19 protein-coding genes are annotated in these 20,681 nt (G+C 70.7%); 12 read left to right on the top strand and 7 right to left on the bottom strand.

Translation table 11 applies throughout. The features are described from left to right. Nucleotides 1-26 precede the first annotated feature (26 nt). From rapZ to K0V08_RS04480, 8 genes are all read left to right on the top strand, one after another. Nucleotides 27-902 (top strand): RNase adapter RapZ, encoded by an 876-nt coding sequence (gene rapZ / locus K0V08_RS04515; protein WP_012038435.1) that lies wholly within the window; start codon nt 27-29, stop codon nt 900-902. A 29-nt stretch (nt 903-931) separates the two neighbouring features. Continuing rightward, nucleotides 932-1,912: a DNA-binding protein WhiA gene (gene whiA, locus K0V08_RS04510; protein WP_012038434.1), complete on the top strand. Its 981-nt coding sequence runs from the start codon at nt 932-934 to the stop codon at nt 1,910-1,912. 168 nt (nt 1,913-2,080) lie between these two features. Continuing rightward, entirely contained in the window at nt 2,081-2,707 is a 627-nt protein-coding gene (locus K0V08_RS04505) for a superoxide dismutase (RefSeq protein ID WP_012038433.1), read from the top strand. 127 nt (nt 2,708-2,834) lie between these two features. Continuing rightward, nucleotides 2,835-3,842, top strand: a complete 1,008-nt coding sequence (gene gap, locus K0V08_RS04500) for a type I glyceraldehyde-3-phosphate dehydrogenase (protein ID WP_012038432.1) — start codon at nt 2,835-2,837, stop codon at nt 3,840-3,842. A 6-nt stretch (nt 3,843-3,848) separates the two neighbouring features. After that, complete coding sequence (locus K0V08_RS04495) at nt 3,849-5,063, top strand: phosphoglycerate kinase (protein WP_079533288.1); 1,215 nt, start codon at nt 3,849-3,851, stop codon at nt 5,061-5,063. Then, complete coding sequence (gene tpiA, locus K0V08_RS04490) at nt 5,054-5,857, top strand: triose-phosphate isomerase (protein ID WP_079533286.1); 804 nt, start codon at nt 5,054-5,056, stop codon at nt 5,855-5,857. The genes K0V08_RS04495 and tpiA overlap by 10 nt, the downstream gene beginning before the upstream one ends. A gap of 142 nt (nt 5,858-5,999) precedes the next feature. After that, nucleotides 6,000-6,251, top strand: coding sequence for a preprotein translocase subunit SecG (gene secG, locus K0V08_RS04485; protein WP_012038429.1), 252 nt, complete (start codon nt 6,000-6,002; stop codon nt 6,249-6,251). 11 nt (nt 6,252-6,262) lie between these two features. Beyond that, complete coding sequence (locus K0V08_RS04480; RefSeq protein ID WP_012038428.1) at nt 6,263-6,631, top strand: RNA polymerase-binding protein RbpA; 369 nt, start codon at nt 6,263-6,265, stop codon at nt 6,629-6,631. 193 nt (nt 6,632-6,824) lie between these two features. Here the strand turns inward: K0V08_RS04480 and pgl are convergent, their stop codons facing one another. The 6 genes from pgl to tkt form a co-directional block, all read right to left on the bottom strand. Next, nucleotides 6,825-7,595 carry a 6-phosphogluconolactonase gene (gene pgl / locus K0V08_RS04475; protein WP_079533283.1) on the bottom strand — a complete coding sequence of 257 codons (771 nt, stop codon included), beginning with the start codon at nt 7,593-7,595 and terminating at the stop codon, nt 6,825-6,827. Further along, entirely contained in the window at nt 7,592-8,590 is a 999-nt protein-coding gene (locus tag K0V08_RS04470) for a glucose-6-phosphate dehydrogenase assembly protein OpcA (RefSeq protein ID WP_012038426.1), read from the bottom strand. Before K0V08_RS04470 ends, pgl begins: the two co-directional genes overlap by 4 nt. Continuing rightward, a complete protein-coding gene (gene zwf / locus K0V08_RS04465; protein WP_012038425.1) occupies nt 8,587-10,128 on the bottom strand; it encodes a glucose-6-phosphate dehydrogenase in 1,542 nt (513 codons plus the stop codon). The genes K0V08_RS04470 and zwf overlap by 4 nt, the downstream gene beginning before the upstream one ends. A gap of 38 nt (nt 10,129-10,166) precedes the next feature. Continuing rightward, complete coding sequence (locus K0V08_RS04460) at nt 10,167-11,762, bottom strand: glucose-6-phosphate isomerase (RefSeq protein ID WP_079533281.1); 1,596 nt, start codon at nt 11,760-11,762, stop codon at nt 10,167-10,169. Beyond that, complete coding sequence (gene tal / locus K0V08_RS04455; protein ID WP_012038423.1) at nt 11,759-12,874, bottom strand: transaldolase; 1,116 nt, start codon at nt 12,872-12,874, stop codon at nt 11,759-11,761. The genes K0V08_RS04460 and tal overlap by 4 nt, the downstream gene beginning before the upstream one ends. A gap of 154 nt (nt 12,875-13,028) precedes the next feature. Continuing rightward, the gene (gene tkt / locus K0V08_RS04450; protein WP_079533278.1) at nt 13,029-15,119 is read right to left on the bottom strand and encodes a transketolase; all 2,091 of its coding nucleotides are present in this window, start codon (nt 15,117-15,119) and stop codon (nt 13,029-13,031) included. Between the two features lie 173 nt (nt 15,120-15,292). Here tkt and K0V08_RS04445 point away from each other — a divergent pair, with 173 nt between their 5' ends. Continuing rightward, nucleotides 15,293-16,213, top strand: coding sequence for a heme o synthase (locus K0V08_RS04445; protein ID WP_012038421.1), 921 nt, complete (start codon nt 15,293-15,295; stop codon nt 16,211-16,213). A 219-nt stretch (nt 16,214-16,432) separates the two neighbouring features. On the opposite strand, the gene K0V08_RS04440 is transcribed toward K0V08_RS04445, so the two are convergent. Further along, on the bottom strand, nt 16,433-17,443 hold the full coding sequence (locus K0V08_RS04440) for a COX15/CtaA family protein (RefSeq protein WP_012038420.1): 1,011 nt from the start codon (nt 17,441-17,443) through the stop codon (nt 16,433-16,435). A 266-nt stretch (nt 17,444-17,709) separates the two neighbouring features. On the opposite strand from K0V08_RS04440, the gene sufB reads away from it, so the two are divergent. The 3 genes from sufB to K0V08_RS04425 are packed head-to-tail and all read left to right on the top strand — an operon-like array spanning nt 17,710 to nt 20,681. Beyond that, nucleotides 17,710-19,128 (top strand): Fe-S cluster assembly protein SufB, encoded by a 1,419-nt coding sequence (gene sufB, locus K0V08_RS04435; protein WP_012038419.1) that lies wholly within the window; start codon nt 17,710-17,712, stop codon nt 19,126-19,128. Next, entirely contained in the window at nt 19,129-20,364 is a 1,236-nt protein-coding gene (gene sufD, locus K0V08_RS04430) for a Fe-S cluster assembly protein SufD (RefSeq protein WP_079533275.1), read from the top strand. It abuts the gene before it with no gap. Continuing rightward, on the top strand, nt 20,361-20,681 hold the full coding sequence (locus K0V08_RS04425; protein WP_012038417.1) for a non-heme iron oxygenase ferredoxin subunit: 321 nt from the start codon (nt 20,361-20,363) through the stop codon (nt 20,679-20,681). The genes sufD and K0V08_RS04425 overlap by 4 nt, the downstream gene beginning before the upstream one ends.

Below are 20,681 nucleotides of genomic sequence, written 5' to 3'. Positions count from 1 at the left end.
CAGCGCGACGAGAGGTGCATGCCCGCATGAGCGTGGAGATCCCCCAGCAGGACGTCATGATCGTGACGGGGATGTCCGGCGCGGGCCGCTCCACCGTCGGCAACGCGCTGGAGGACCTCGGCTGGTACGTGGTCGACAACCTCCCGCCGCAGATGCTCAAGCCGCTCGTGGAGCTGGCCGGCCGCGCAGGCACGTCGCTGCCGAAGATCGCGGCCGTGGTCGACGTCCGCGGCGGCGACTTCTTCTCCGAGCTGCGCGACATCCTGCAGACCTTCGGCACCGGGCCGCGCCTGCGGGTCCTGTTCCTCGAGGCCACCGACGCGGCGCTCGTCCGTCGGTTCGAGCAGGTGCGCCGCCCGCATCCGCTCCAGGGCAACGGCACGCTGCTCGACGGCATCGCGGCCGAGCGCGCCCGCATGATCGAGATCCGGGAGGCGAGCGACCTCGTCATCGACACCTCCGAGCTCAACATCCACCAGCTCGCCACCACCATCACCGAGCAGTTCAGCGGCGCGGACGACGCCGGCGTGCGCGTCACGGTGATGAGCTTCGGGTTCAAGTACGGCACCCCGGCGGACGCCGACATGGTGGCCGACATGCGGTTCCTCCCGAACCCGTTCTGGACCCCGGAGCTCCGCCCGCTCACGGGTCGCGACAAGGCCGTCAGCGACTATGTGCTGGGCCAGGAGGGGGCGGAGGAGTTCGTCCACGCGTACGCCCGGGCCCTCGCCCCGGTGCTCGCGGGGTACCAGCGGGAGAACAAGAGACACGCTACGATCGCTATCGGCTGTACCGGCGGCAAGCACCGCTCGGTCGCCGTCTCCGAGGAGCTCTCCAGCCTCCTCCGCGCCCTTCCCGGCGTCGCTGTCAGCACCAAGCACCGCGACCTCGGCCGGGAGTAGGGCACCCATCTCATCAAGGGAGTAAGCATTTGCCTCTGACCTCGGACGTCAAGGAAGAACTGTCACGCGTCGAGGTCAGCAAGACCACGGTGAGGGCCGCCGAGCTGGCCACCATCCTGCGCTTCTCGGGTGGGCTGCACCTCATCTCGAACCGCATCGCGGTCGAGTCCGAGCTCGACACCCCGCTCCTCGCCCGTCGCGTCCGCAAGGACCTGGCCGAGCTCTACGGGGTGCGCAGCGACATCTCGGTCATCCCCGCATCCGGCATGCGCCGCGCCACCCACTACCTGGTCCGCGTGATGGAGGGCGGCGAGACCCTCGCCCGCCAGACCGGCCTGCTCGACGCGCGGCGCCGCCCCATCCGCGGCCTGCCGAACCGGCTCACCACGGGCTCGCGCGAGGAGATCGCCGCCGTCTGGCGGGGAGCTTTCCTGGCCGCGGGCACTCTCACGGATCCCGGCCGCTCGGCCGCGCTCGAGGTCACCTGCCCCGGCAACGAGGCGGCGATGGCGCTCGTCGGCGCCGCCGGCCGCCTCGACGTCAGCGCCAAGGCGCGCGAGGTGCGCGGCGTCCACCGCGTCGTCATCCGCGACGGCGACGCCATCGGGCAGATGCTCCGCGTCATGGGCGCGCAGGGCACGGTCGTCAACTGGGAGGAGATGCGCCAGCGCCGCGAGGTGCGCGCCACCGCGAACCGCCTCGTGAACTTCGACGACGCGAACCTCCGCCGATCCGCCCAGGCCGCCGTCGCCGCGTGCGCGCGCGTCGAGCGGGCCATGGAGATCCTCGGCCCGGACATCCCCGAGCACCTCAAGTACGCGGGCGACCTCCGCCTGCGCTTCCGGGACTCCAGCCTCGACGAGCTGGGCCACCACGCGGATCCGCCCATGACGAAGGACGCCGTCGCCGGCCGCATCCGCCGCCTCCTGGCCATGGCCGACAAGAAGGCCGTCGACGAGGGCCTCCCCGGCACCGACGCCAACCTCCCCGCCGACCTCGACGACGTCTGATCCACGACGCGTACGTCGCCCGCGCGAACGCCGCGACGCGCGGTGATCCGCCCGACGCCGGGCGTCATCCGGCCAGGTGGCGCGGAGGGCCGCCGGACTAGACTCGATCCGTCACCCACCCCCGGCCTCTGGCCGGGAGCCCCCGGGCAATGAAGAGGAGATACACCTATGGCTGACTACACTCTCGTCGACCTCCCGTACGACTACTCGGCCCTCGAGCCGAGCATCAGCGGCCGCATCATGGAGCTGCACCACGACAAGCACCACAAGACCTACGTCGACGGCGCGAACACCGCCCTCGTGAAGCTGCAGGAGGCGCGCGACGCCGGCGACCTGACCTTCGTCAACAAGCTGCAGAAGGACCTCGCGTTCAACCTCGCGGGCCACGTCAACCACACGGTCTTCTGGAACAACCTCAGCCCCGACGGCGGCGACAAGCCCACCGGCGAGCTCGCCGCGGCCATCGACGAGTTCTTCGGCTCGTACGACAAGTTCCAGGCCCACTTCACCGCATCGGCCCTCGGCATCCAGGGCTCCGGCTGGAGCATCCTCGCGTGGGACTCGCTCGGCCAGAAGCTCATCATCGAGCAGCTGTACGACCACCAGGGCAACCTCGCCGCGGCGACCGTCCCGATCCTGCTGCTCGACATGTGGGAGCACGCGTTCTACCTCGACTACGTCAACGTGAAGGCCGACTACGTGAAGGCGTTCTGGAACATCGTCAACTGGGCCGACGTGCAGGCGCGCTTCGACGCGGCCCGCACCAAGACGCAGGGCCTCTTCCTCCTCTCGTAGCCGCATCCGCGGGCGGCCGGCGGGGAGACCCCGGCCGCCCGCGGATCCCGCACGGCTGGACTCCCGCGCACCCCGAACCTCCATCACCCACCGCCGCCCCCGAGCGCGCAGAACATCAGGAGAACACGTGACCGTCAAGATCGGCATCAACGGCTTCGGCCGCATCGGCCGCAACTACTTCCGCGCCGCGCTCGCCAAGGGCAGCGACATCGAGATCGTCGCGGTGAACGACCTCACCGACAACAAGGCGCTCGCGCACCTGCTCAAGTACGACTCCATCACGGGCCGCCTCGACGCTACCGTCGAGCTCGACGGCGACAACATCGTCGTCAACGGCAAGGCCATCCGCGTCCTCGAGGAGCGCGACCCCGCGAACCTCCCCTGGGGCGAGCTGGGCGTCGAGATCGTCATCGAGTCCACCGGCCGCTTCACGAAGGCGGAGGACGCGCGCAAGCACATCACCGCCGGCGCCAAGAAGGTCCTCGTCTCCGCGCCCGCCACGGGCGACAACGTCGCGACCCTGGTCCTCGGCGTCAACGAGGGCACCTACGACCCCGCCACGCACGACGTCATCTCGAACGCGTCCTGCACCACGAACTGCCTCGCGCCCCTCGCCAAGGTCTTCCTCGACGAGTTCGGCATCGAGCGCGGCCTCATGACGACGGTCCACGCCTACACGGCCGACCAGAACCTGCAGGATGGCCCGCACAGCGACCTGCGCCGCGCGCGCGCCGCCGCGGTCAACATCATCCCCACGTCGACGGGTGCCGCGAAGGCGCTCGGCCTCGTGATCCCCGAGCTCGTCGGCAAGCTCGACGGCTACGCCCTCCGCGTGCCCGTGCCCACCGGCTCGATCACCGACCTCACCATCGAGACCTCGGCGAACGTCACGGTCGAGCAGGTCAACGCGGCGTACAAGGCGGCGGCCGACGGCCCCCTCAAGGGCATCCTCAAGTACACCGAGGACCCGATCGTCTCGAGCGACATCGTCAACGACCCGCACTCCTCGATCTTCGACGCCGGCCTCACCAAGGTCATCGGCAACCAGGTCAAGGTCGCGTCGTGGTACGACAACGAGTGGGGCTACTCCAACCGCCTCGTCGACCTCACCGAGTACGTCGCCGATCGCCTGTAACCGGCCGTGGCACTCCGCACCATCGACTCCCTCGGGGATCTCCGGGGCCGCCGCGTCATCGTGCGCTGCGACCTCAACGTCCCCCTGAAGGACGGCGTCATCGGCGACGACGGGCGCATCCGCGCCTCGCTGGGGACCCTCACGGGTCTCCGCGAGGCCGGCGCCCGCGTCGTCGTGATCTCGCACCTCGGCCGTCCCGACGGCACGCCGGATGACAAGTACAGCCTGCGTCCCGTCGCGGCCCGCCTCGGCGAGCTGCTCGGGACGGACGTGGCCTTCGCGAGCGACACCGTGGGCGACTCCGCCCGCGCGGCCGTCGAGGCGCTCGGCGACGGCGACGTCGTCGTGCTCGAGAACCTCCGCTTCCACGCGGAGGAGACGAGCAAGGACGAGGCCGTCCGCCGCGGATTCGCGGAGTCGCTCGCCGAGCTCGGGGACGTGTTCGTGTCCGACGGCTTCGGCGTCGTGCACCGCAAGCAGGCCAGCGTGTTCGAGCTCGCGTCGGCGCTCCCCAGCGCCGCCGGTTCGCTCATCGCCAGCGAGCTCGAGGTCCTCGACAGCCTGACGGAGAACCCGGAGCGGCCGTACACGGTCGTCCTCGGCGGATCCAAGGTGTCGGACAAGCTCGGCGTCATCGGGCACCTGCTGCCGCGCGTCGACTCGCTGCTCATCGGCGGCGGGATGCTCTTCACGTTCCTCAAGGCCCAGGGCCACGAGGTGGGCGCGAGCCTCCTCGAGGAGGACCAGGTCGAGACCGTCAAGGGCTACCTGGCCGAGGCCGAGGAGCGCGGCGTGAAGATCGTGCTCCCCACCGACGTGGTCGTCGCCGACGGGTTCTCCGCCGACGCCGCCCACGAGGTGACGCGGGCCGACGCCATCGAGGGCACGCCGGCGGGCGCGAAGGGGCTCGGGCTCGACATCGGCCCCGAGACCGCCGACGCGTTCGCGACGATCATCCGCGGCTCGACCACGGTGTTCTGGAACGGGCCCATGGGCGTCTTCGAGCTGGAGCCGTTCGCGGCCGGCACGAAGACGGTCGCGGATGCGCTCACGCGCGTCGAGGGGCTCTCCGTGGTCGGCGGCGGCGACAGCGCCGCGGCCGTCCGCGCGCTCGGATTCGATGATGACCGCTTCGGTCACATCTCGACCGGAGGCGGCGCGAGCCTCGAGTTCCTGGAGGGGAAGCGCCTGCCGGGACTGGAGGTCCTCGGATGGCAGTGACCGATCGCCCGCAGGGGCGCACGCCCCTCATCGCGGGCAACTGGAAGATGAACCTGGACCACCTCCAGGCCATCGCGTTCGTCCAGAAGCTCGCGTGGAGCCTCAAGGACGCCAAGCACGACTACGCGGAGGCGGAGGTCGCGGTCTTCCCGCCGGCCACCGACATCCGCAGCGTGCAGACGCTCGTCTCGGCCGACAAGCTCGAGCTGGCCTACGGCGCCCAGGACGTCTCCGAGCACGAGTCGGGCGCGTACACGGGGGAGATCTCCGCGGCGTTCCTGGCGCAGCTCGCCTGCCGGTACGTCATCGTCGGCCACTCCGAGCGGCGCACGCTGCACGGCGAGACCGACGAGCAGGTGGCCGCCAAGTCAGCTGCCGCGGTGAAGCATGGCATCGTCCCGGTGATCTGCGTGGGCGAGACGGCCGCTGACCTCGAGGAGCACGGCGCCAGCGCCGTCCCCGTGGCCCAGCTGCGCGTCGCGCTCCAGGGCCTGCCGAAGGGCGCCGACGTGGTCGTCGCCTACGAGCCCGTGTGGGCCATCGGGTCCGGCCAGGCCGCGACGCCGGAGCAGGCCCAGCAGGTCGCCTCCCCGCTCCGCGCGGTCGTCGCCGAGCTCCTGGGCGACGAGGCCGCGAAGGCCACGCGCATCCTCTACGGCGGCTCGGTCAAGTCCGGCAACATCGCGGGCTTCCTCCGAGAGCCGGACGTCGACGGAGCCCTCGTCGGCGGTGCGAGCCTCGACGTGCAGGAGTTCTCCGCGATCGCGCGGTTCCGCTCGCACGTCGGCGTCTGATCCGCGCATACCCCCGAGCCGCTCGCGTCCATCCGGGCGCGGGCGGCTCGTCGTACTCAGCCGCCCGCTATAATCGACAACGGCCCATCGGCCGTTCACCGGTCGGTCTCGGCCACAGCACCGCGCACCCGAAAGGCCGCACGTGGAAATCCTCCAGGTAGTCCTGCAGGTGGTTCTGGGAATCACCAGCCTCCTGCTGACCATGCTCATCCTCCTGCACAAGGGGCGGGGCGGCGGTCTGTCCGACATGTTCGGGGGCGGCACCACGTCGAGCCTCGGCTCCTCGGGCGTGGCCGAGCGGAACCTGAACCGCATCACCGTCATCCTCGGCCTCGTCTGGGTCACGTGCATCGTGGTCCTGGGGCTCATCACCAAGTTCGACACCGGATTGTAGGGAGCAGCCACATGGCATCAGGAGGAAGCGCCATCCGCGGTTCGCGCGTCGGCGCGGGCCCCATGGGCGAGCAGGACCGCGGCTTCCACGCGGAGCGCATCTCGATCTCGTACTGGGACGCCCTCGGCAACGAGACCGTGCGCCACTTCGCGGCGAACCTGCCGGAGGAGGAGATCCCCGTCACCATCGACTCGCCCCAGTCGGGTCTCCCGGCCGGGCGCGACAAGGCGAACCCGCCGTCGGTCGCGAAGCTCGAGCCGTACAAGACGCACCTCGCGTACGTGAAGGAGCGTCGCAGCGAGGAGGAGGCGAGCCAGCTCCTCGAGGAGGCGCTCGAGCAGCTCCGCGCCCGCCGCGGCACGGTCAAGGCCACCAAGTAGCCCCGGACCGCATCCGAACGTCGAACGCCCCCGTCCCGAGGACGGGGGCGTTCCGCGTCTCCGGGGGCCCGCTGGGTGCGACCGCCCACGGTTGCGCGTCCCCGGCCGTGTCGCGTCTCCGCGGGGACGACGACGGGCGGGCCCCGGACGACCCGCCCGTCGTGTCGATCGCCGGTCCGCGCCGGCTCCCGTGTCAGTACGACGACAGCCGGAGGTTCTCCGGGACGTCGGCGGCAGCCTCGCGGTCGATGAAGAACACCGTGCGCTTGCGGCCCTTGATGCCCGCTACGGGAACCTCGGTGCGGTCGGCGCCCGCGAGCGCCAGGCCGAGCGCGAACGCCTTGTCGGGGCCCGCGAGCACCATCCAGATGCGCAGCGACGAGTTCAGCACCGGCAGCGTGAGCGAGATGCGCTCGGCCGGCGGCTTCGGCGAGTTGCGCACCGGGATCACGGCGGCGTCCATGGTGCGGATGCCCTCGCTGTCGGGGAAGAGCGACGCCACGTGCCCGTCCGGCCCCACGCCGAGGAACGTGATGTCGAACCGGGGGAGTCCGGTCTCGCCGTTCGCGTGCGCGGCGAGCTCCGCCGTGTACGCGGCCACGGCCTCGTCGAGGCTCAGGCCGGCGTCGCTCGCGCCCATGGCGTGGACGTTCTCCGCGGGCAGCTCGATGTGATCGAGCAGGGCCGCACGCACCGTGGTGTCGTTGCGCTCGGGGTCGCCCTGGGGCAGCCACCGCTCGTCGCCGAACCAGAAGTGCACGCGGGTCCAGTCGACGCTGTCGCGCGCCGCGGACTCGTTGACGGCCGCGAGGATGCTCGGGCCGACCGTCCCCCCGGTGAGGACGACGTTCGCGGTCTCCTCCTCATCCAGGATGTCGACGAGCTTCGTGAGGAAGCGCGCGGCGACGGAGCCGGTCATGGCCTTCTTGTCGGGGTGCACGAGCACCCTGCGGTCGTTCGTCATCGGTCTCCCGAGTCCTTCCGTGCGGTGGCGGACGCGGGGATGTACCCGTGGCCGGCGTTCGAGCGCTCGAGACCGTGACGGATCACGTCCCCGTAGAGCGAGTCCGGGTCGAGGCGCCGCAGCTCCTCGGCCAGGCAGTCGCGGAGGCTGCGCCGGGGGAGGCTCACGTCATGCGTCGGCTGGTTCGGCTGCTTGAGCGTCGCCACGTTGGCGATCGGCCGGTCGAGGTCGATGACGCCCGACGCGCGGTGGAGCCGCACGCCGTGGATCCCGCTCGAGCCGGTGGCGCGCGTGGTGACCTCGTGCAGCACGGGCACCTGCAGCTGCAGCCCGAGCCACGCGGCGAGCAGCACGGTGCTGGGGGAGTCGGCGGCGCCGGACACCTCCACCTGCGTGACGGGCTCGTACGGCGGCTGGTCGAGCACCGCGGCGAGCAGCGCGCGCCAGAGCGTGAGGCGCGTCCAGGCGAAGTCCGTGTCGCCCGGGGCGTACGTCGCCGCCAGGTGCTGCAGAGCCAGGCGCGGGTTGCTGCTGGTGGACGAGTCCGTGATGCGGCGCTGCGCGATGCGGCCGAGCGGCGACTGGCTGACGACCGCGGGAGCATCGTGCGGCCACCAGGCCACGACGGGAGCGTCGGGGAGGAGGAGGCCCGTGACCAGGCTCTCCTCGTCCTCGGCGGCCGCGCCGTAGACGCGCAGCACGACGACCTCGCTCGCGCCGGCGTCTCCGCCCACGCGGATCTCGGCGTCGACGCGCGCCTTCTCCGTCGTCGTCTCCGCGGCGGCACCGCGCTCGGTGGAGATCACGATGACGCGCATGGGGTGCTCGCGCGAGGCGTCGTTCGCCGCCTCGATGGCCTCCTCCTCGCTGCCGAGCGAGGTGGAGATCACGAGCGTCAGGACGCGGCCGAGGGCGACGGCGCCGCCCTCCTCGCGGATCTTGACGAGCGCCTTCGAGATCTTGGCGGTGGTGGTGTTCGGCAGATCGACTCTCATGGCCGCCTCCAGGTCCGTCCGTCGCGGGCGAGGAGCTCGTCGGCCGAGGCCGGCCCCCAGGTGCCCGGACGGTACTGCTCGGGCTGGCCCTGCGTGCGCCAGAATTCTTCGATGGGGTCCAGGATCTTCCAGCTCAGCTCGACCTCCTGGTGGCGGGGGAAGAGCGGCGGGTCGCCGAGCAGCACATCGAGGATGAGCCGCTCGTACGCCTCCGGGCTCGCCTCGGTGAAGGCGTGGCCGTAGCCGAAGTCCATGGTGACGTCGCGCACCTGCATCCCCGCGCCCGGCACCTTGGAGCCGAAGCGGATGGTGACGCCCTCGTCGGGTTGCACCCGGATGACGAGCGCGTTCTGCCCGAGGGCCGACGTCTGGTCCTCCGCGAACAGGTTCTGCGGCGCGCGCTTGAACACGACCGCGATCTCCGTCACGCGACGCCCGAGGCGCTTGCCCGCCCGCAGGTAGAACGGCACGCCCGACCAGCGGCGCGTGTTGATGTCGAGCCGCATGGCCGCGTACGTCTCGGTCAGGGATTCGGGGTCCATGCCGTCCTCGTCGAGGAAGCCCACGACCTCCTCGCCGCCCTGCCAGCCGCCGGCGTACTGCCCGCGTGCCGTGGCGGTGGAGAGGTCCTTCGGCAGGCGCACCGCGGACAGCACCTTCTCCTTCTCGTCCCGGAGGCTCGACGCGTCGAACGCGACGGGCTCCTCCATGGCCGTGAGGGCGAGGAGCTGCAGGAGGTGGTTCTGGATCACGTCGCGCGCCGCGCCGATGCCGTCGTAGTAGCCGGCACGGCCGCCCACGCCGATGTCCTCGGCCATGGTGATCTGCACGTGGTCCACGTAGTTGGCGTTCCACAGGGGCTCGTAGAGCTGGTTCGCGAAGCGCAGCGCCAGGATGTTCTGGACCGTCTCCTTGCCCAGGTAGTGGTCGATGCGGAACACCGAGTCCGGCGGGAAGACCGACTCGACGACGGCGTTGAGCTCGCGTGCCGTCTTGAGGTCGCTCCCGAAGGGCTTCTCGATGACGACGCGGCGCCAGTGGCCCTCCTTCTGGTCCGCGAGGCCCGAGCGGCGGAGCTGCTCGGTGACCAGCGGGAAGGACTTCGGCGGGATCGACAGGTAGAACGCGTGGTTCCCCATCGTGCCCCGCTCGCGGTCGAGCTCCTCCGTGATGTCCTTCAGCGTCTGGAACGCCTCGTCGTCGTCGAAGGTGCCCTGCACGAAGCGGATGCCCTGCGCCAGCTGGCGCCAGACGTCCTCGTCGAACTTGGTGCGCGAGTACTGCTTGACGGCCTCGTACACGACCTGCTCGAAGTCCTGGTCCTCCCAGTCCCTCCGGGCGAAGCCGATGAGCGCGAAGCCGGGGGGCAGGAGCCCCCGGTTGGCGAGGTCGTAGACCGCCGGCATCAGCTTCTTGCGCGACAGGTCACCCGTCACGCCGAAGATGATGAGGCTGCTCGGCCCCGCGATGCGGTTCAGCCGTCGGTCTGACGGGATCCGCAGTGGATTGAATTCCGGGGTGATATCCACCGGCGACATGTAACTCCTCGATCTGCCGGACGGATCCGGCGATGCGGTCATTCGAGCGTCGAGAGCAGGGCCCGGGCGTCCGTGGTGGGGTCGGTCAGGTTCAGTCGCAGGACGGGACGGCCGTGCTCGGCGAGCACGGTGGCGTCGCCGGCGGCCTGCGCCTGGATGAGCTGCCCGAAGGTGAAGGGGCGGTCGGGGATCTCGAGATCCTCGGCCGCGTCCGCGGTGATCTGCAGGAACACGCCGACGGGGGTGCCGCCCTTGTGGAACTGCCCCGTGGAGTGCAGGAAGCGGGGGCCCCAGCCGAACGTGACGGGACGGCCTACCTTGCGGGCCACCGCGTCGCGCAGGCGCTCGAGCTCGGGGAGCGAGAGGCGGTCCACGAAGGCCTGGACGGCGACGTAGCCCGTGGGGCCGACCTGTGCGAGCAGGGCGTCGATGGCGGAGGACACGTCGGACGCACCCTCGGTGACCTCGCTCGTGCCGCGCACCTCGATGCCGTCCGTCGTCACGACGGGGGCCTCGGGAGCGGGACGGTCGTCGAGCAGGCCGCGCGCGGCGACCTTGGCGGCCTCCACGTCGGGCTGGTCGAACGGGTTGATCTCGAGCAGGCGGCCCGCGACGGCGACGGCGTACTCCCACGTGAGGATCTGCGCGCCGAGCGTGCCGCTGATGACGATCTCGCCCTCGGCCGCGTCGTGCGCGTCGACGTCGGCGACGAGCCGCGCGATCTGCAGGTCGGCCAGGTCGAGCGACAGCTCGGGGGCGTCGGTCGGCAGCACGACGGGCAGGAGGCCCGTGCCGAGCTTGCCGGTGGACTCCGCGATGAGCTGCTCGACCCACTCGCCGAAGCCCACGATGTGCGTGCCGTCGGAGACGATGCCGAGCTTGTCCTTGAGCGGCGAGGTGCCGGCGATCGCGGCGCCGAGCACGAGGCCCGGGTTCGACACGTCGTCGACGGCGAGCTGCGCGGACGCGGCCTCCGCCTCGTCGAGCAGGCCGCCGATGTCGGCGCCGGCGAGGCCGGACGGCACCAGGCCGAACGCGGTCAGCGCGCTGTAGCGGCCGCCCACGTCGGGGTCCGCGTTGAAGACGCGGTAGCCGTCGGCGCGGGCCGACTCGTCGAGCGGGGAGCCCGGGTCGGTCACGATGACGATGCGCGTGGTCGGGTCGATGCCCGCCTCGCGGAACGACTTCTCGTAGACGCGCTTCTGGCTGTCCGTCTCGAGCGTGGATCCGGACTTCGAGGAGATGACGACCGCCGTGGTGGCGAGGCGGTCGCCGAGCGCGGCGAGCACCTGGCCCGGGTCGGTCGAGTCGAGGACCGTGAGCTCGACGCCCGCGGTGCGGGTGATGACCTCGGGCGCGAGCGAGGAACCGCCCATGCCGCCGAGGACGATGTGGTCGACGCCCTGGCCGCGGAGCTCCTCGCGGAGCGCCGTGATCTCGGCCACCAGCGGACGGGAGACGGAGACCGCCTGCGTCCAGCCGAGGCGCTTGGTGGCCTCGGACTCGGCGTCCGGTCCCCAGAGCGTGCCGTCCAGCCCGGTGATGCCGGAGGCGACGTGCGCCTCGACGAGGGCGGGGACGTGGGTCTCGACGGCCGTGGCCGCCGCGCCGCTCAGCGCGATGCGCACGCTCACTTGGCGCCGTCCAGGGCGGTCGTGACGGTCTCGATGAGCTCGCTCCACGACACCTTGAACTTCTCGACGCCCTCCTTCTCGAGGAGCTCCGTGACCTCCTTGTAGGAGATGCCGAGCGCGTCGACCCGGTTGAGGACCTCGTTGGCGGCGTCGTAGGAGCCGGTGATGGTGTCGCCCTCGATCACGCCGTGGTCGAAGGTCGCGTCGAGCGTCTTCTCCGGCATCGTGTTGACGACGTCCGCGGCGACGAGCTGCGTCACGTAGAGGGTGTCGGGCAGGTCGGGGCTCTTGACGCCGGTCGACGCCCAGAGCGGGCGCTGCTTGTTGGCGCCGGCGCCGAGGAGGCCCTGGGCGCGCTCGGACGCGAAGGACTGCTCGAAGGCCTGGTAGGCGAGCTGCGCGTTGGCGACGCCGGCCTTGCTCTTGAGCGCGGTGGCCTCGTCGGTGCCGAGCGCGTCGAGGCGCTTGTCGATCTCGGTGTCGACGCGCGACACGAAGAAGGAGGCGACCGAGTGGATGGTCGACAGGTCGATGCCCGCCGCCTTCGCCTTCTCGAGGCCGGTGAGGTATGCGTTGATGACCTCGCGGTAGCGCTCGAGGCTGAAGATCAGGGTCACGTTGACGCTGATGCCGGCGCCGATGACCTCGGTGATGGCCTCGAGGCCCTCGCGGGTCGCGGGGATCTTGATCATGACGTTGGGCTCGGCGATCTTGTCCCACAGCTTGTGGGCCTCGTCGATGGTCGCCTGGGTGTCGTTGGCGAAGTCGGGGGAGACCTCGATGGAGACGCGGCCGTCGAAGCCGGCGGTGCGGTCGTAGACCGGGCGGAAGATGCGCGCGGCCTCTCCGACGTCGCGGGTGGTGATCTCGAAGACCGCGCGGTCGACGTCGGCGCCGTCGGCCGCGAGCTCGCGGACCTGGGCGTCGTACGCCTCGCCCTTGGCGAGGGCCGACGCGAAGATGGTGGGGTTCGTCGTGATGCCGACGACGTCGCGCTCGGCGATCACCTTCTCGATGCCCTTGGCATCGATGCGCTCGCGGGACAGGTCGTCGAGCCAGATGCTGACGCCCGCGGCGGAGAGCTGCGCGGTGGGGGAAGTGGTGTCGGTCATGTTGCCTTCTTCTCGCTGGTTGTGAGGTTCGGGGGGAGGGGCGCACGCGGGCGCCCCTCCCGTGATCCCGATCGACGGGCCGAGGTGCGGCAGGTCGATCGGGGCGGGCCGGCGGGGAGCGGAGCAGCTCGGCCGCCCCGCTCCTCGTCAGCTTCTAGAGGGAGGCGATGGACTCCTTGGCCGCCTTCACGACGGCCTCCGTGGTGATGCCGAACTCGCGGTACAGGACCTCGTACTCGGCGCTGGCGCCGAAGTGCTCGATCGAGATGCTGCGGCCGTGGTGCCCGACGTACTGCTTCCAGGAGAGCGAGATGCCCGCCTCGACGGAGACGCGCGCGGCGACCGCCTCGGGGAGCACGTGCTCCTTGTACTCGGCGTCCTGCTCCTCGAACCACTCGAGGCTCGGGGCGCTGACCACTCGGGCCTGGACGCCGTCCGCGGCGAGGGCCTCGCGGGCCTCGACGGCGAACTGGACCTCGGAGCCCGTGGCGATGAGGATCACGTCGGGCGTGCCCTCGGTGTCGGCCAGGATGTAGGCGCCCTTGGCCACGCCGGCCGCCGAGGCGAACTCGGTGGCCGTGGCGTCGCCCGCGCCGCGCTCCAGGACCGGGAGGTTCTGGCGCGAGAGCGCGAGGCCCGCGGGGCCCATGCGACGCGTGAGGATCGTCTTCCACGCCTGCGCGGTCTCGTTGGCGTCCGCGGGGCGGATGACGTCGAGGCCCGGGATGGCGCGGAGGCTGGCGAGCTGCTCCACCGGCTGGTGCGTCGGGCCGTCGCCACCGAGGGCGACGGAGTCGTGCGTCCAGACGAAGATCGACGGCGCCTTCATGAGCGCGGCGAGACGGACGGCCGGGCGCATGTAGTCGCTGAAGATGAGGAACGTGCCGCCGAAGGGACGCGTGTTGCCGTGCAGGACGATGCCGTTGAGGATCGCGCCCATGGCGTGCTCGCGGATGCCGAAGTGGAGGACGCGGCCGTAGGGGTCGCCCTTCCACATGTCGGTCGAGCGCTCGGCGGGGACGAACGACGGAGCCGACTCGATGGTCGTGTTGTTCGACTCGGCGAGGTCGGCGGAGCCGCCCCACAGCTCGGGCATGACCTCGGCGATGGCGTTGATGACCTTGCCGGACGCGGCGCGCGTCGAGACTTCCTTGCCCGCGGGGAACACGGGGAGCGCCTCGTCGAGGCCCTCGGGGGCGTCGCCGGCGAGGACGCGGTCGAGCAGCGTCTTGCGCTCGGGGTTCGCCTCGGCCCACGCGGCGAGCTTCTCGTCCCACTCGCGGTGCTGCTGCTGGCCGCGCTCGACGGCCTGGCGGGTGTGCTCGAGGACGCCGTCCGGCACCTCGAAGCTCTTCTCGGGGTCGAAGCCGACGATCTGCTTGACGGCCGCGAGCTCCTCGGCGCCGAGGGCGGAGCCATGGATCTTGCCCGAGTTCTGCTTCTTCGGGGAGGGCCAGCCGATGATCGTCTTGAGGATGATCAGCGAGGGCTTCCGCGTCTCGGCCTTGGCGGCCTCGACGGCGTCGAACAGCTCCTGCACGTCCTCGACGTACTCGCCCGTCTTCTTCCAGTCGACGTGCTGCACGTGCCAGCCGTAGGCCTCGTAGCGCGCGGCCACGTCCTCGGTGAAGGCGATGTCGGTGTCGTCCTCGATGGAGATCTGGTTGCTGTCGTAGATCGCGATGAGGTTGCCGAGTTCCTGGTGCCCCGCGAGGGAGGAGGCCTCGGAGGTGATGCCCTCCTGCATGTCGCCGTCGCCGGCGATCACGTACACGAAGTGATCGAAGGGGCTCTCGCCCGCGGGGGTCTCGGGGTCGAACAGGCCGCGCTCGTAGCGGGCGGCGTAGGCGAAGCCCACGGAGGAGGCGAGGCCCTGGCCGAGGGGGCCGGTGGTGATCTCGACGCCGTCGGTGTGGCCGTACTCCGGGTGGCCCGGGGTCTTGGAGTCCCACGTGCGGAGGGCCTGGAGGTCCTCGATCTCGAGGCCATAGCCGCCGAGGAAGAACTGCGTGTACTGCGTGAGCGAGCTGTGGCCCACCGAGAGGATGAACCGGTCGCGACCGATCCAGGTGCTGTCGGACGGGTCGCGGCGCATGACCTTCTGGAACAGGAGGTAGGCCGCCGGGGCCAGGCTCATGGCGGTGCCGGGGTGACCGTTTCCGACCTTCTCCACCGCGTCCGCGGCGAGGATACGTGCGGTGTCGACCGCCTTGCTGTCGATGGGGTCCCATTGCAATGCTGCCACTTGGTTCTAGCCCTTCTGAAGATGGGGGGAGGCCCAGCCGGACCGCCTATCAGTATAGGGAACACCCACCTCGCCCCAGGTGTTCCGAGCCCGTGCTGGCGGGGCCCCGCGGCTCGGCTCGCAGGGGCCGTGGCCTACCATGGGGAGGGAATGTCCGGCGAGTTAGAGGTGCGATGAACGTTGCGGTGCAGAGTCGGGTCGATCGGGAGACGATCGGCGTGGCGAGGAAGACCAAGGCGTACGTCGCACTGACGAAGCCGCGCGTCATCGAGCTCCTGCTCGTGACCACCGCGCCCGTCATGATCCTCGCCCAGGGGGGATGGCCGAACCCCTGGCTGATCCTCGGCGTCCTCGTCGGCGGCACGCTCAGCGCGGGCAGCGCGAACGCGTTCAACTGCTACATCGACCGCGACATCGACCGCGTCATGAAGCGCACGCAGCGTCGTCCCCTGGTGACGGGGGAGCTGACGGACCGCGAGGCCCTCGTCTTCGCCTGGATCATCGGCGTCGCCAGCATCGTCTGGCTCGGCGTCATCTCCAACTGGCTGGCCGCCGCGCTCTCGCTCGCGGCGATCCTCTTCTACGTCTTCGTCTACACGCTGTGGCTCAAGCGTCGCACGCCGCAGAACATCGTCTGGGGCGGGGCCGCGGGCTGCATGCCGGTCCTCATCGGCTGGGCCGCCGTCACGGGGGACATCTCGTGGGCGCCCGTGATCCTGTTCATGATCGTGTTCCTCTGGACCCCGCCGCACTACTGGCCGCTGTCCATGAAGTACCGCGACGACTACGCCTCGGTCAACGTGCCCATGCTCGCCGTCGTGCGCGGCCGCGCGGCCGTCGGCCTGCAGACCATCCTGTACGCGTGGGCCACGCTCGCCTGCTCGCTCCTGCTCATCCCGGTCGCGGGCATGGGGCTCGTGTACACGCTCGCCGCGCTCGCGGGCGGCGGCTGGTTCGTCTACGAGACGCACCGCCTGTACGACCTCGCCGTGCGCCACGAGCCCATCAAGCCGATGCGCGTCTTCCACGCGTCCATCTCGTACCTCTCGCTGCTGTTCCTCGCGGTCGGCATCGACCCGCTCCTGCCCTTCTGATCCGCGAGGTCCCGCGTCGCCGGGCGAGCGTCGCGCGTCGAGCGTTCGCGCCGGTCCGGCTGTCTCCACTCCCATGCCACGCACGCGCCGTGCAAGCCGCCGCGCCGTGGAGATCGGGCCCACGGACGGGTCTCGGTGGGCTCGCTCCGCCGAGGCGCCGCACGTGACGACGCCCGCCGCGAGCGGTGCTCGGGCGGGCGTCGGCGGGACGGGCGGGGATCAGCCCACGTGGGCGGAGCGCCGCACCTCGGCGGGGGTCAGCCGGAGCGTGTCCGCCCGTCGGGTGGTGCTCAGCAGCGTGGCCGTCATCGCGGACGCGAGCAGGCACGCGAGGACCATGTGCAGCCCCACGAGGAACTCGGGCAGGCCCGTCCGCGCCTGGATGAGGCCGACGGCGATCTGCACCAGCTCGACCGCGAGCAGCACCCGGGTCCAGCGCGAGACGGCCGTCCACCGGTTGCGGGCCGCGATGACGACGAGCGCGACCGTGAGGCCGAAGGTCGTGTAGGCCGGCCAGCTGTGCACGTGCTGCAGCAGCTCCGGGTCGAGCCCGTTGCGCGCCGCGCCCTGGTCGCCCGCGTGGGGGCCGGATCCGGTGACGACGATGCCGACGAGGATCGTGATGCCGACGACGACGGACGTGATGCGCGCGAGCGTCAGGAAGGACGACGGGACCGACCGCTCGGCCTCGTCGAGCGGGTGGTAGGCGCGCCACACCAGGACGGTCGACAGCACGACGAGGACGACGGAGACGACGAAGTGTAGCCCGACGATGTAGGGGTTCAGGCCGGTCAGCACCGTGATGCCGCCGATGACCCCCTGCGCGGGGATGCCGAGGCCGATCGCGAGGGCGATGGAGAAGAGACCGCGGCCGCGGGTCCGCAGCCGCAGCACGGCGAGGAACGTGGCGATGGCGACGATCACCAGGACGAAGGTGAGCAGGCGGTTGCCGAACTCGATGATCCCGTGCACGCCCATCTCGGGCGTCGACACGAAGGAGTCGGCGGTGCACCGCGGCCAGGTGGGGCAGCCGAGGCCGGAGCCGGTGAGCCGTACGAGCCCGCCCGTCCCGACGACGAGCGTCTGCACGACGAGCGTGGTCCACACGAGGAACCTCGTCGTGCGCGTGATCCCGTCCGGCAGCCGCTCCCGCAGCCGCCTCGTGACCATGAGGGTCTGACCTAGCACGCTCCCACTGGGAGACTGCCCCGCATCGGTGCCGTGAGTCACTGCCTGCCTTCCGTGCCCGCTGGATTGCCCGTAGAATCGGGTGGTTCATGGAACACGTCGGGCCTTGCGGCATCCGGCACGTCAGCGAGGACGGCGGGAACAAGTCCACCCGCGTTCGTGTTCATCCTAAGAGGGGTGCGAGGCGTGAAGCCGCCGCATCCCGGACACCCACAGTCTTCCTCTCGTCACCGAAGCGGCGTCGCCGTGCGGGGGGTGAATGCCGATACGGCGCTGATACGCCCAGATCGTCAGGAAAGCAGGTAGCCATGTCAGATGTGCTCATCGACCGACCCGAGCTCGAGAGCCTGGGGCAGTACGAGTTCGGCTGGTCCGACTCCGACGTCGCCGGCGCCTCGGCCAAGCGCGGCATCTCCCCGCAGGTCGTCGCCGACATCTCGCGGCGCAAGAGCGAGCCCGAGTGGATGCTCGCCAACCGCATGAAGGGCTACGAGCTCTTCGGCAAGAAGCCAATGCCGACGTGGGGCGCCGACCTCTCCGGCATCGACTTCGACAACATCAAGTACTTCGTGCGCTCCACGGAGAAGCAGGCCCAGACGTGGGAGGACCTGCCCGACGACATCAAGAACACGTACGAGCGGCTCGGCATCCCCGAGGCGGAGCGCCAGCGCCTCGTCTCCGGCGTCGCGGCCCAGTACGAGTCCGAGGTGGTCTTCCACTCCATCCAGAAGGAGCTCGAGGACCAGGGCGTCATCTTCATGGACACCGACACGGCGCTGCGCGAGCACCCGGAGCTGTTCAAGGAGTACTTCGGCACCGTCATCCCCGCGGGCGACAACAAGTTCGCCGCGCTGAACACGGCCGTCTGGTCCGGCGGCTCGTTCGTGTACGTGCCCAAGGGCGTGCACGTCGAGATCCCGCTGCAGGCGTACTTCCGGATCAACACCGAGAACATGGGCCAGTTCGAGCGGACGCTGATCATCGCGGACGAGGGCAGCTACGTCCACTACATCGAGGGCTGCACCGCCCCCATCTACAAGTCCGACTCGCTGCACTCCGCGGTCGTCGAGATCATCGTGAAGAAGGACGCCCGCGTCCGCTACACGACGATCCAGAACTGGTCGAACAACGTCTACAACCTCGTCACCAAGCGCGCGACGGCGGCCGAGGGCGCGACCATGGAGTGGATCGACGGCAACATCGGCTCCAAGGTCACGATGAAGTACCCCTCCATCTACCTCATGGGCGAGCGCGCCAAGGGCGAGACCCTCTCCGTCGCCTTCGCCGGCCCCGGCCAGCACCAGGACGCCGGCGCGAAGATGGTGCACATGGCGCCGTACACGCAGTCGTCGATCGTCTCGAAGTCCATCGCGCGCGGCGGCGGCCGGGCCGGATACCGCGGCGAGATCCGCGTGGACGCGGCCGCGCACCACTCCGCCAACACCGTCCGCTGCGACGCGCTGCTGGTCGACACCATCTCCCGCTCCGACACGTACCCCGCCATCGACATCCGCGTGGACGACGTCCAGCTCGGCCACGAGGCGACGGTCTCGCGCGTCAGCGAGGAGCAGCTGTTCTACCTGATGAGCCGGGGCATGCCCGAGGACGAGGCCATGGCCATGATCGTCCGCGGCTTCATCGAGCCCATCGCCCGCGAGCTCCCCATGGAGTACGCGCTCGAACTCAACAAGCTCATCGAGATGGGCATGGAAGGATCCGTCGGCTAGATGACGACCCCACTCGCCACCACAGAAGCCCCCGTCCCCGCCGACCAGCACGGCAATCGGGCGCACACCGACGGAGGGTGGGCGACAGTCCCCATCCAGACCCGTTCCGAGCGCTTCACGTCCACGGACGTCGAGGCGTTCGAGGCCGTGACCGGCCGTGAGGCCGTCTGGAAGCTGACGCCCGTCCGCCGGCTCGACGACCTCATCGCAGGTCCGCTCGACGGCTCGCGGTACCCGTTCGCCAGCTCCGACGCGGCCGGCACGTCCGTCTCCTGGATCCCCCGGGACGACGCGCGCATCGGCACCGCGGGAGCCCCCGAGGACCGCGCCCAGGCCAACGCCTGGTCGTCCTTCGGCGAGGCGCTCGCCATCGACGTCACGGGGGAGGAGCGCGTCACCGTCACGGTCGGCCGCTCCGAGCTCGGGTCCGCCCCGCGCGCCGCGCACACCGTCATCACCGCGGCGCCGTTCAGCCGCGGCGTCGTCATCCTCGACAACGCCGGATCCGCGTCGCTCGCGGAGAACGTCGAGATCGTCGTCGGCGACCAGGCCGAGCTCACGGTCGTCACCGTGCAGCAGTGGGACGACGAGGCGCGTCACCTGGCCGCGCACCAGGCCGTCGTCGGCCGCGACGCCAAGCTCAAGCACGTGGTGGTGACGCTCGGCGGATCCATCGTCCGGGTGAACCCCTCCGCCCACCTCTCGAACGAGGGCGCGGACGGCGAGCTCCTCGGCGTGTACTTCGCCGACGCGGGCCAGCACCTCGAGCAGCAGGTGTACGTCGACCACGACGCCCCCAACACCCGCAGCCGCGTCACCTACAAGGGCGCGCTGCAGGGGAAGGGCGCGCGCACGGTCTGGATCGGTGACGTCCTCATCCGCCGCTCCGCGCCGGGCACGGACAGCTACGAGCAGAACCGCAACCTCGTCCTCACGGACGGCACGCGCGCGGACTCGGTCCCGAACCTCGAGATCGAGACCGGCGACATCGCCGGCGCCGGCCACGCGAGCGCCACGGGCCGCTTCGACGACGAGCAGCTGTTCTACCTGCAGGCTCGCGGGATCACGGAGGAGGAGGCCCGTCGCCTCGTCGTCCGTGGCTTCCTCAGCGAGATCGTGCAGCAGATCGGCGTCCCCGACCTCGAGGAGCGGCTCCAGGCCGCCATCGAGGCCGAGCTCTCTGCCAGCCCGTCGGCCAGCCCGTCAGCCAGCGCATCCGCGGCGGTCGCCCGATGACCGCCGTCCGGATCTGCGGCGTCGACGACCTCGACGTGAACGAGGCGCTCCGCGTCGAGGTCGACGGCCTCGCCATCGCGATCGTGAAGGACTCCTCCGGCACGGTGCACGCCATCGGCGACACCTGCACGCACGGCGACATCTCGCTGGCCGAGGGGTTCGTCGAGGGCGACACCCTGGAGTGCTGGGCCCACGGGTCGAAGTTCTCCCTCGAGACGGGCAAGCCGCGCACGCTGCCGGCCTACGAGCCCGTCCCCGTCTACCCCGTGTCGATCGTGGACGGCGACATCCACATCGACACCACCCCGAAGAGCTAG

It is taken from the genome of Clavibacter michiganensis (assembly GCF_021216655.1).
In the GTDB taxonomy this organism is placed as follows: Bacteria; Actinomycetota; Actinomycetes; order Actinomycetales; family Microbacteriaceae; genus Clavibacter; species Clavibacter michiganensis.
This window is presented reverse-complemented; position numbering and strand designations above follow the sequence as displayed.

Bases quoted from the DNA above. Each gene is read 5' to 3' on its own strand.
- rapZ (WP_012038435.1), top strand. From the start codon at position 27: ATGAGCGTGGAGATCCCCCAGCAGGACGTCATGATCGTGACGGGGATG.
- K0V08_RS04505 (WP_012038433.1), top strand. From the start codon at position 2,081: ATGGCTGACTACACTCTCGTCGACCTCCCGTACGACTACTCGGCCCTC.
- tpiA (WP_079533286.1), top strand. From the start codon at position 5,054: ATGGCAGTGACCGATCGCCCGCAGGGGCGCACGCCCCTCATCGCGGGC.
- K0V08_RS04480 (WP_012038428.1), top strand. From the start codon at position 6,263: ATGGCATCAGGAGGAAGCGCCATCCGCGGTTCGCGCGTCGGCGCGGGC.
- pgl (WP_079533283.1), bottom strand. From the start codon at position 7,595: ATGACGAACGACCGCAGGGTGCTCGTGCACCCCGACAAGAAGGCCATG.
- K0V08_RS04470 (WP_012038426.1), bottom strand. From the start codon at position 8,590: ATGAGAGTCGATCTGCCGAACACCACCACCGCCAAGATCTCGAAGGCG.
- zwf (WP_012038425.1), bottom strand. From the start codon at position 10,128: ATGTCGCCGGTGGATATCACCCCGGAATTCAATCCACTGCGGATCCCG.
- tal (WP_012038423.1), bottom strand. From the start codon at position 12,874: ATGACCGACACCACTTCCCCCACCGCGCAGCTCTCCGCCGCGGGCGTC.
- K0V08_RS04445 (WP_012038421.1), top strand. From the start codon at position 15,293: ATGAACGTTGCGGTGCAGAGTCGGGTCGATCGGGAGACGATCGGCGTG.
- sufB (WP_012038419.1), top strand. From the start codon at position 17,710: ATGTCAGATGTGCTCATCGACCGACCCGAGCTCGAGAGCCTGGGGCAG.
- sufD (WP_079533275.1), top strand. From the start codon at position 19,129: ATGACGACCCCACTCGCCACCACAGAAGCCCCCGTCCCCGCCGACCAG.
- K0V08_RS04425 (WP_012038417.1), top strand. From the start codon at position 20,361: ATGACCGCCGTCCGGATCTGCGGCGTCGACGACCTCGACGTGAACGAG.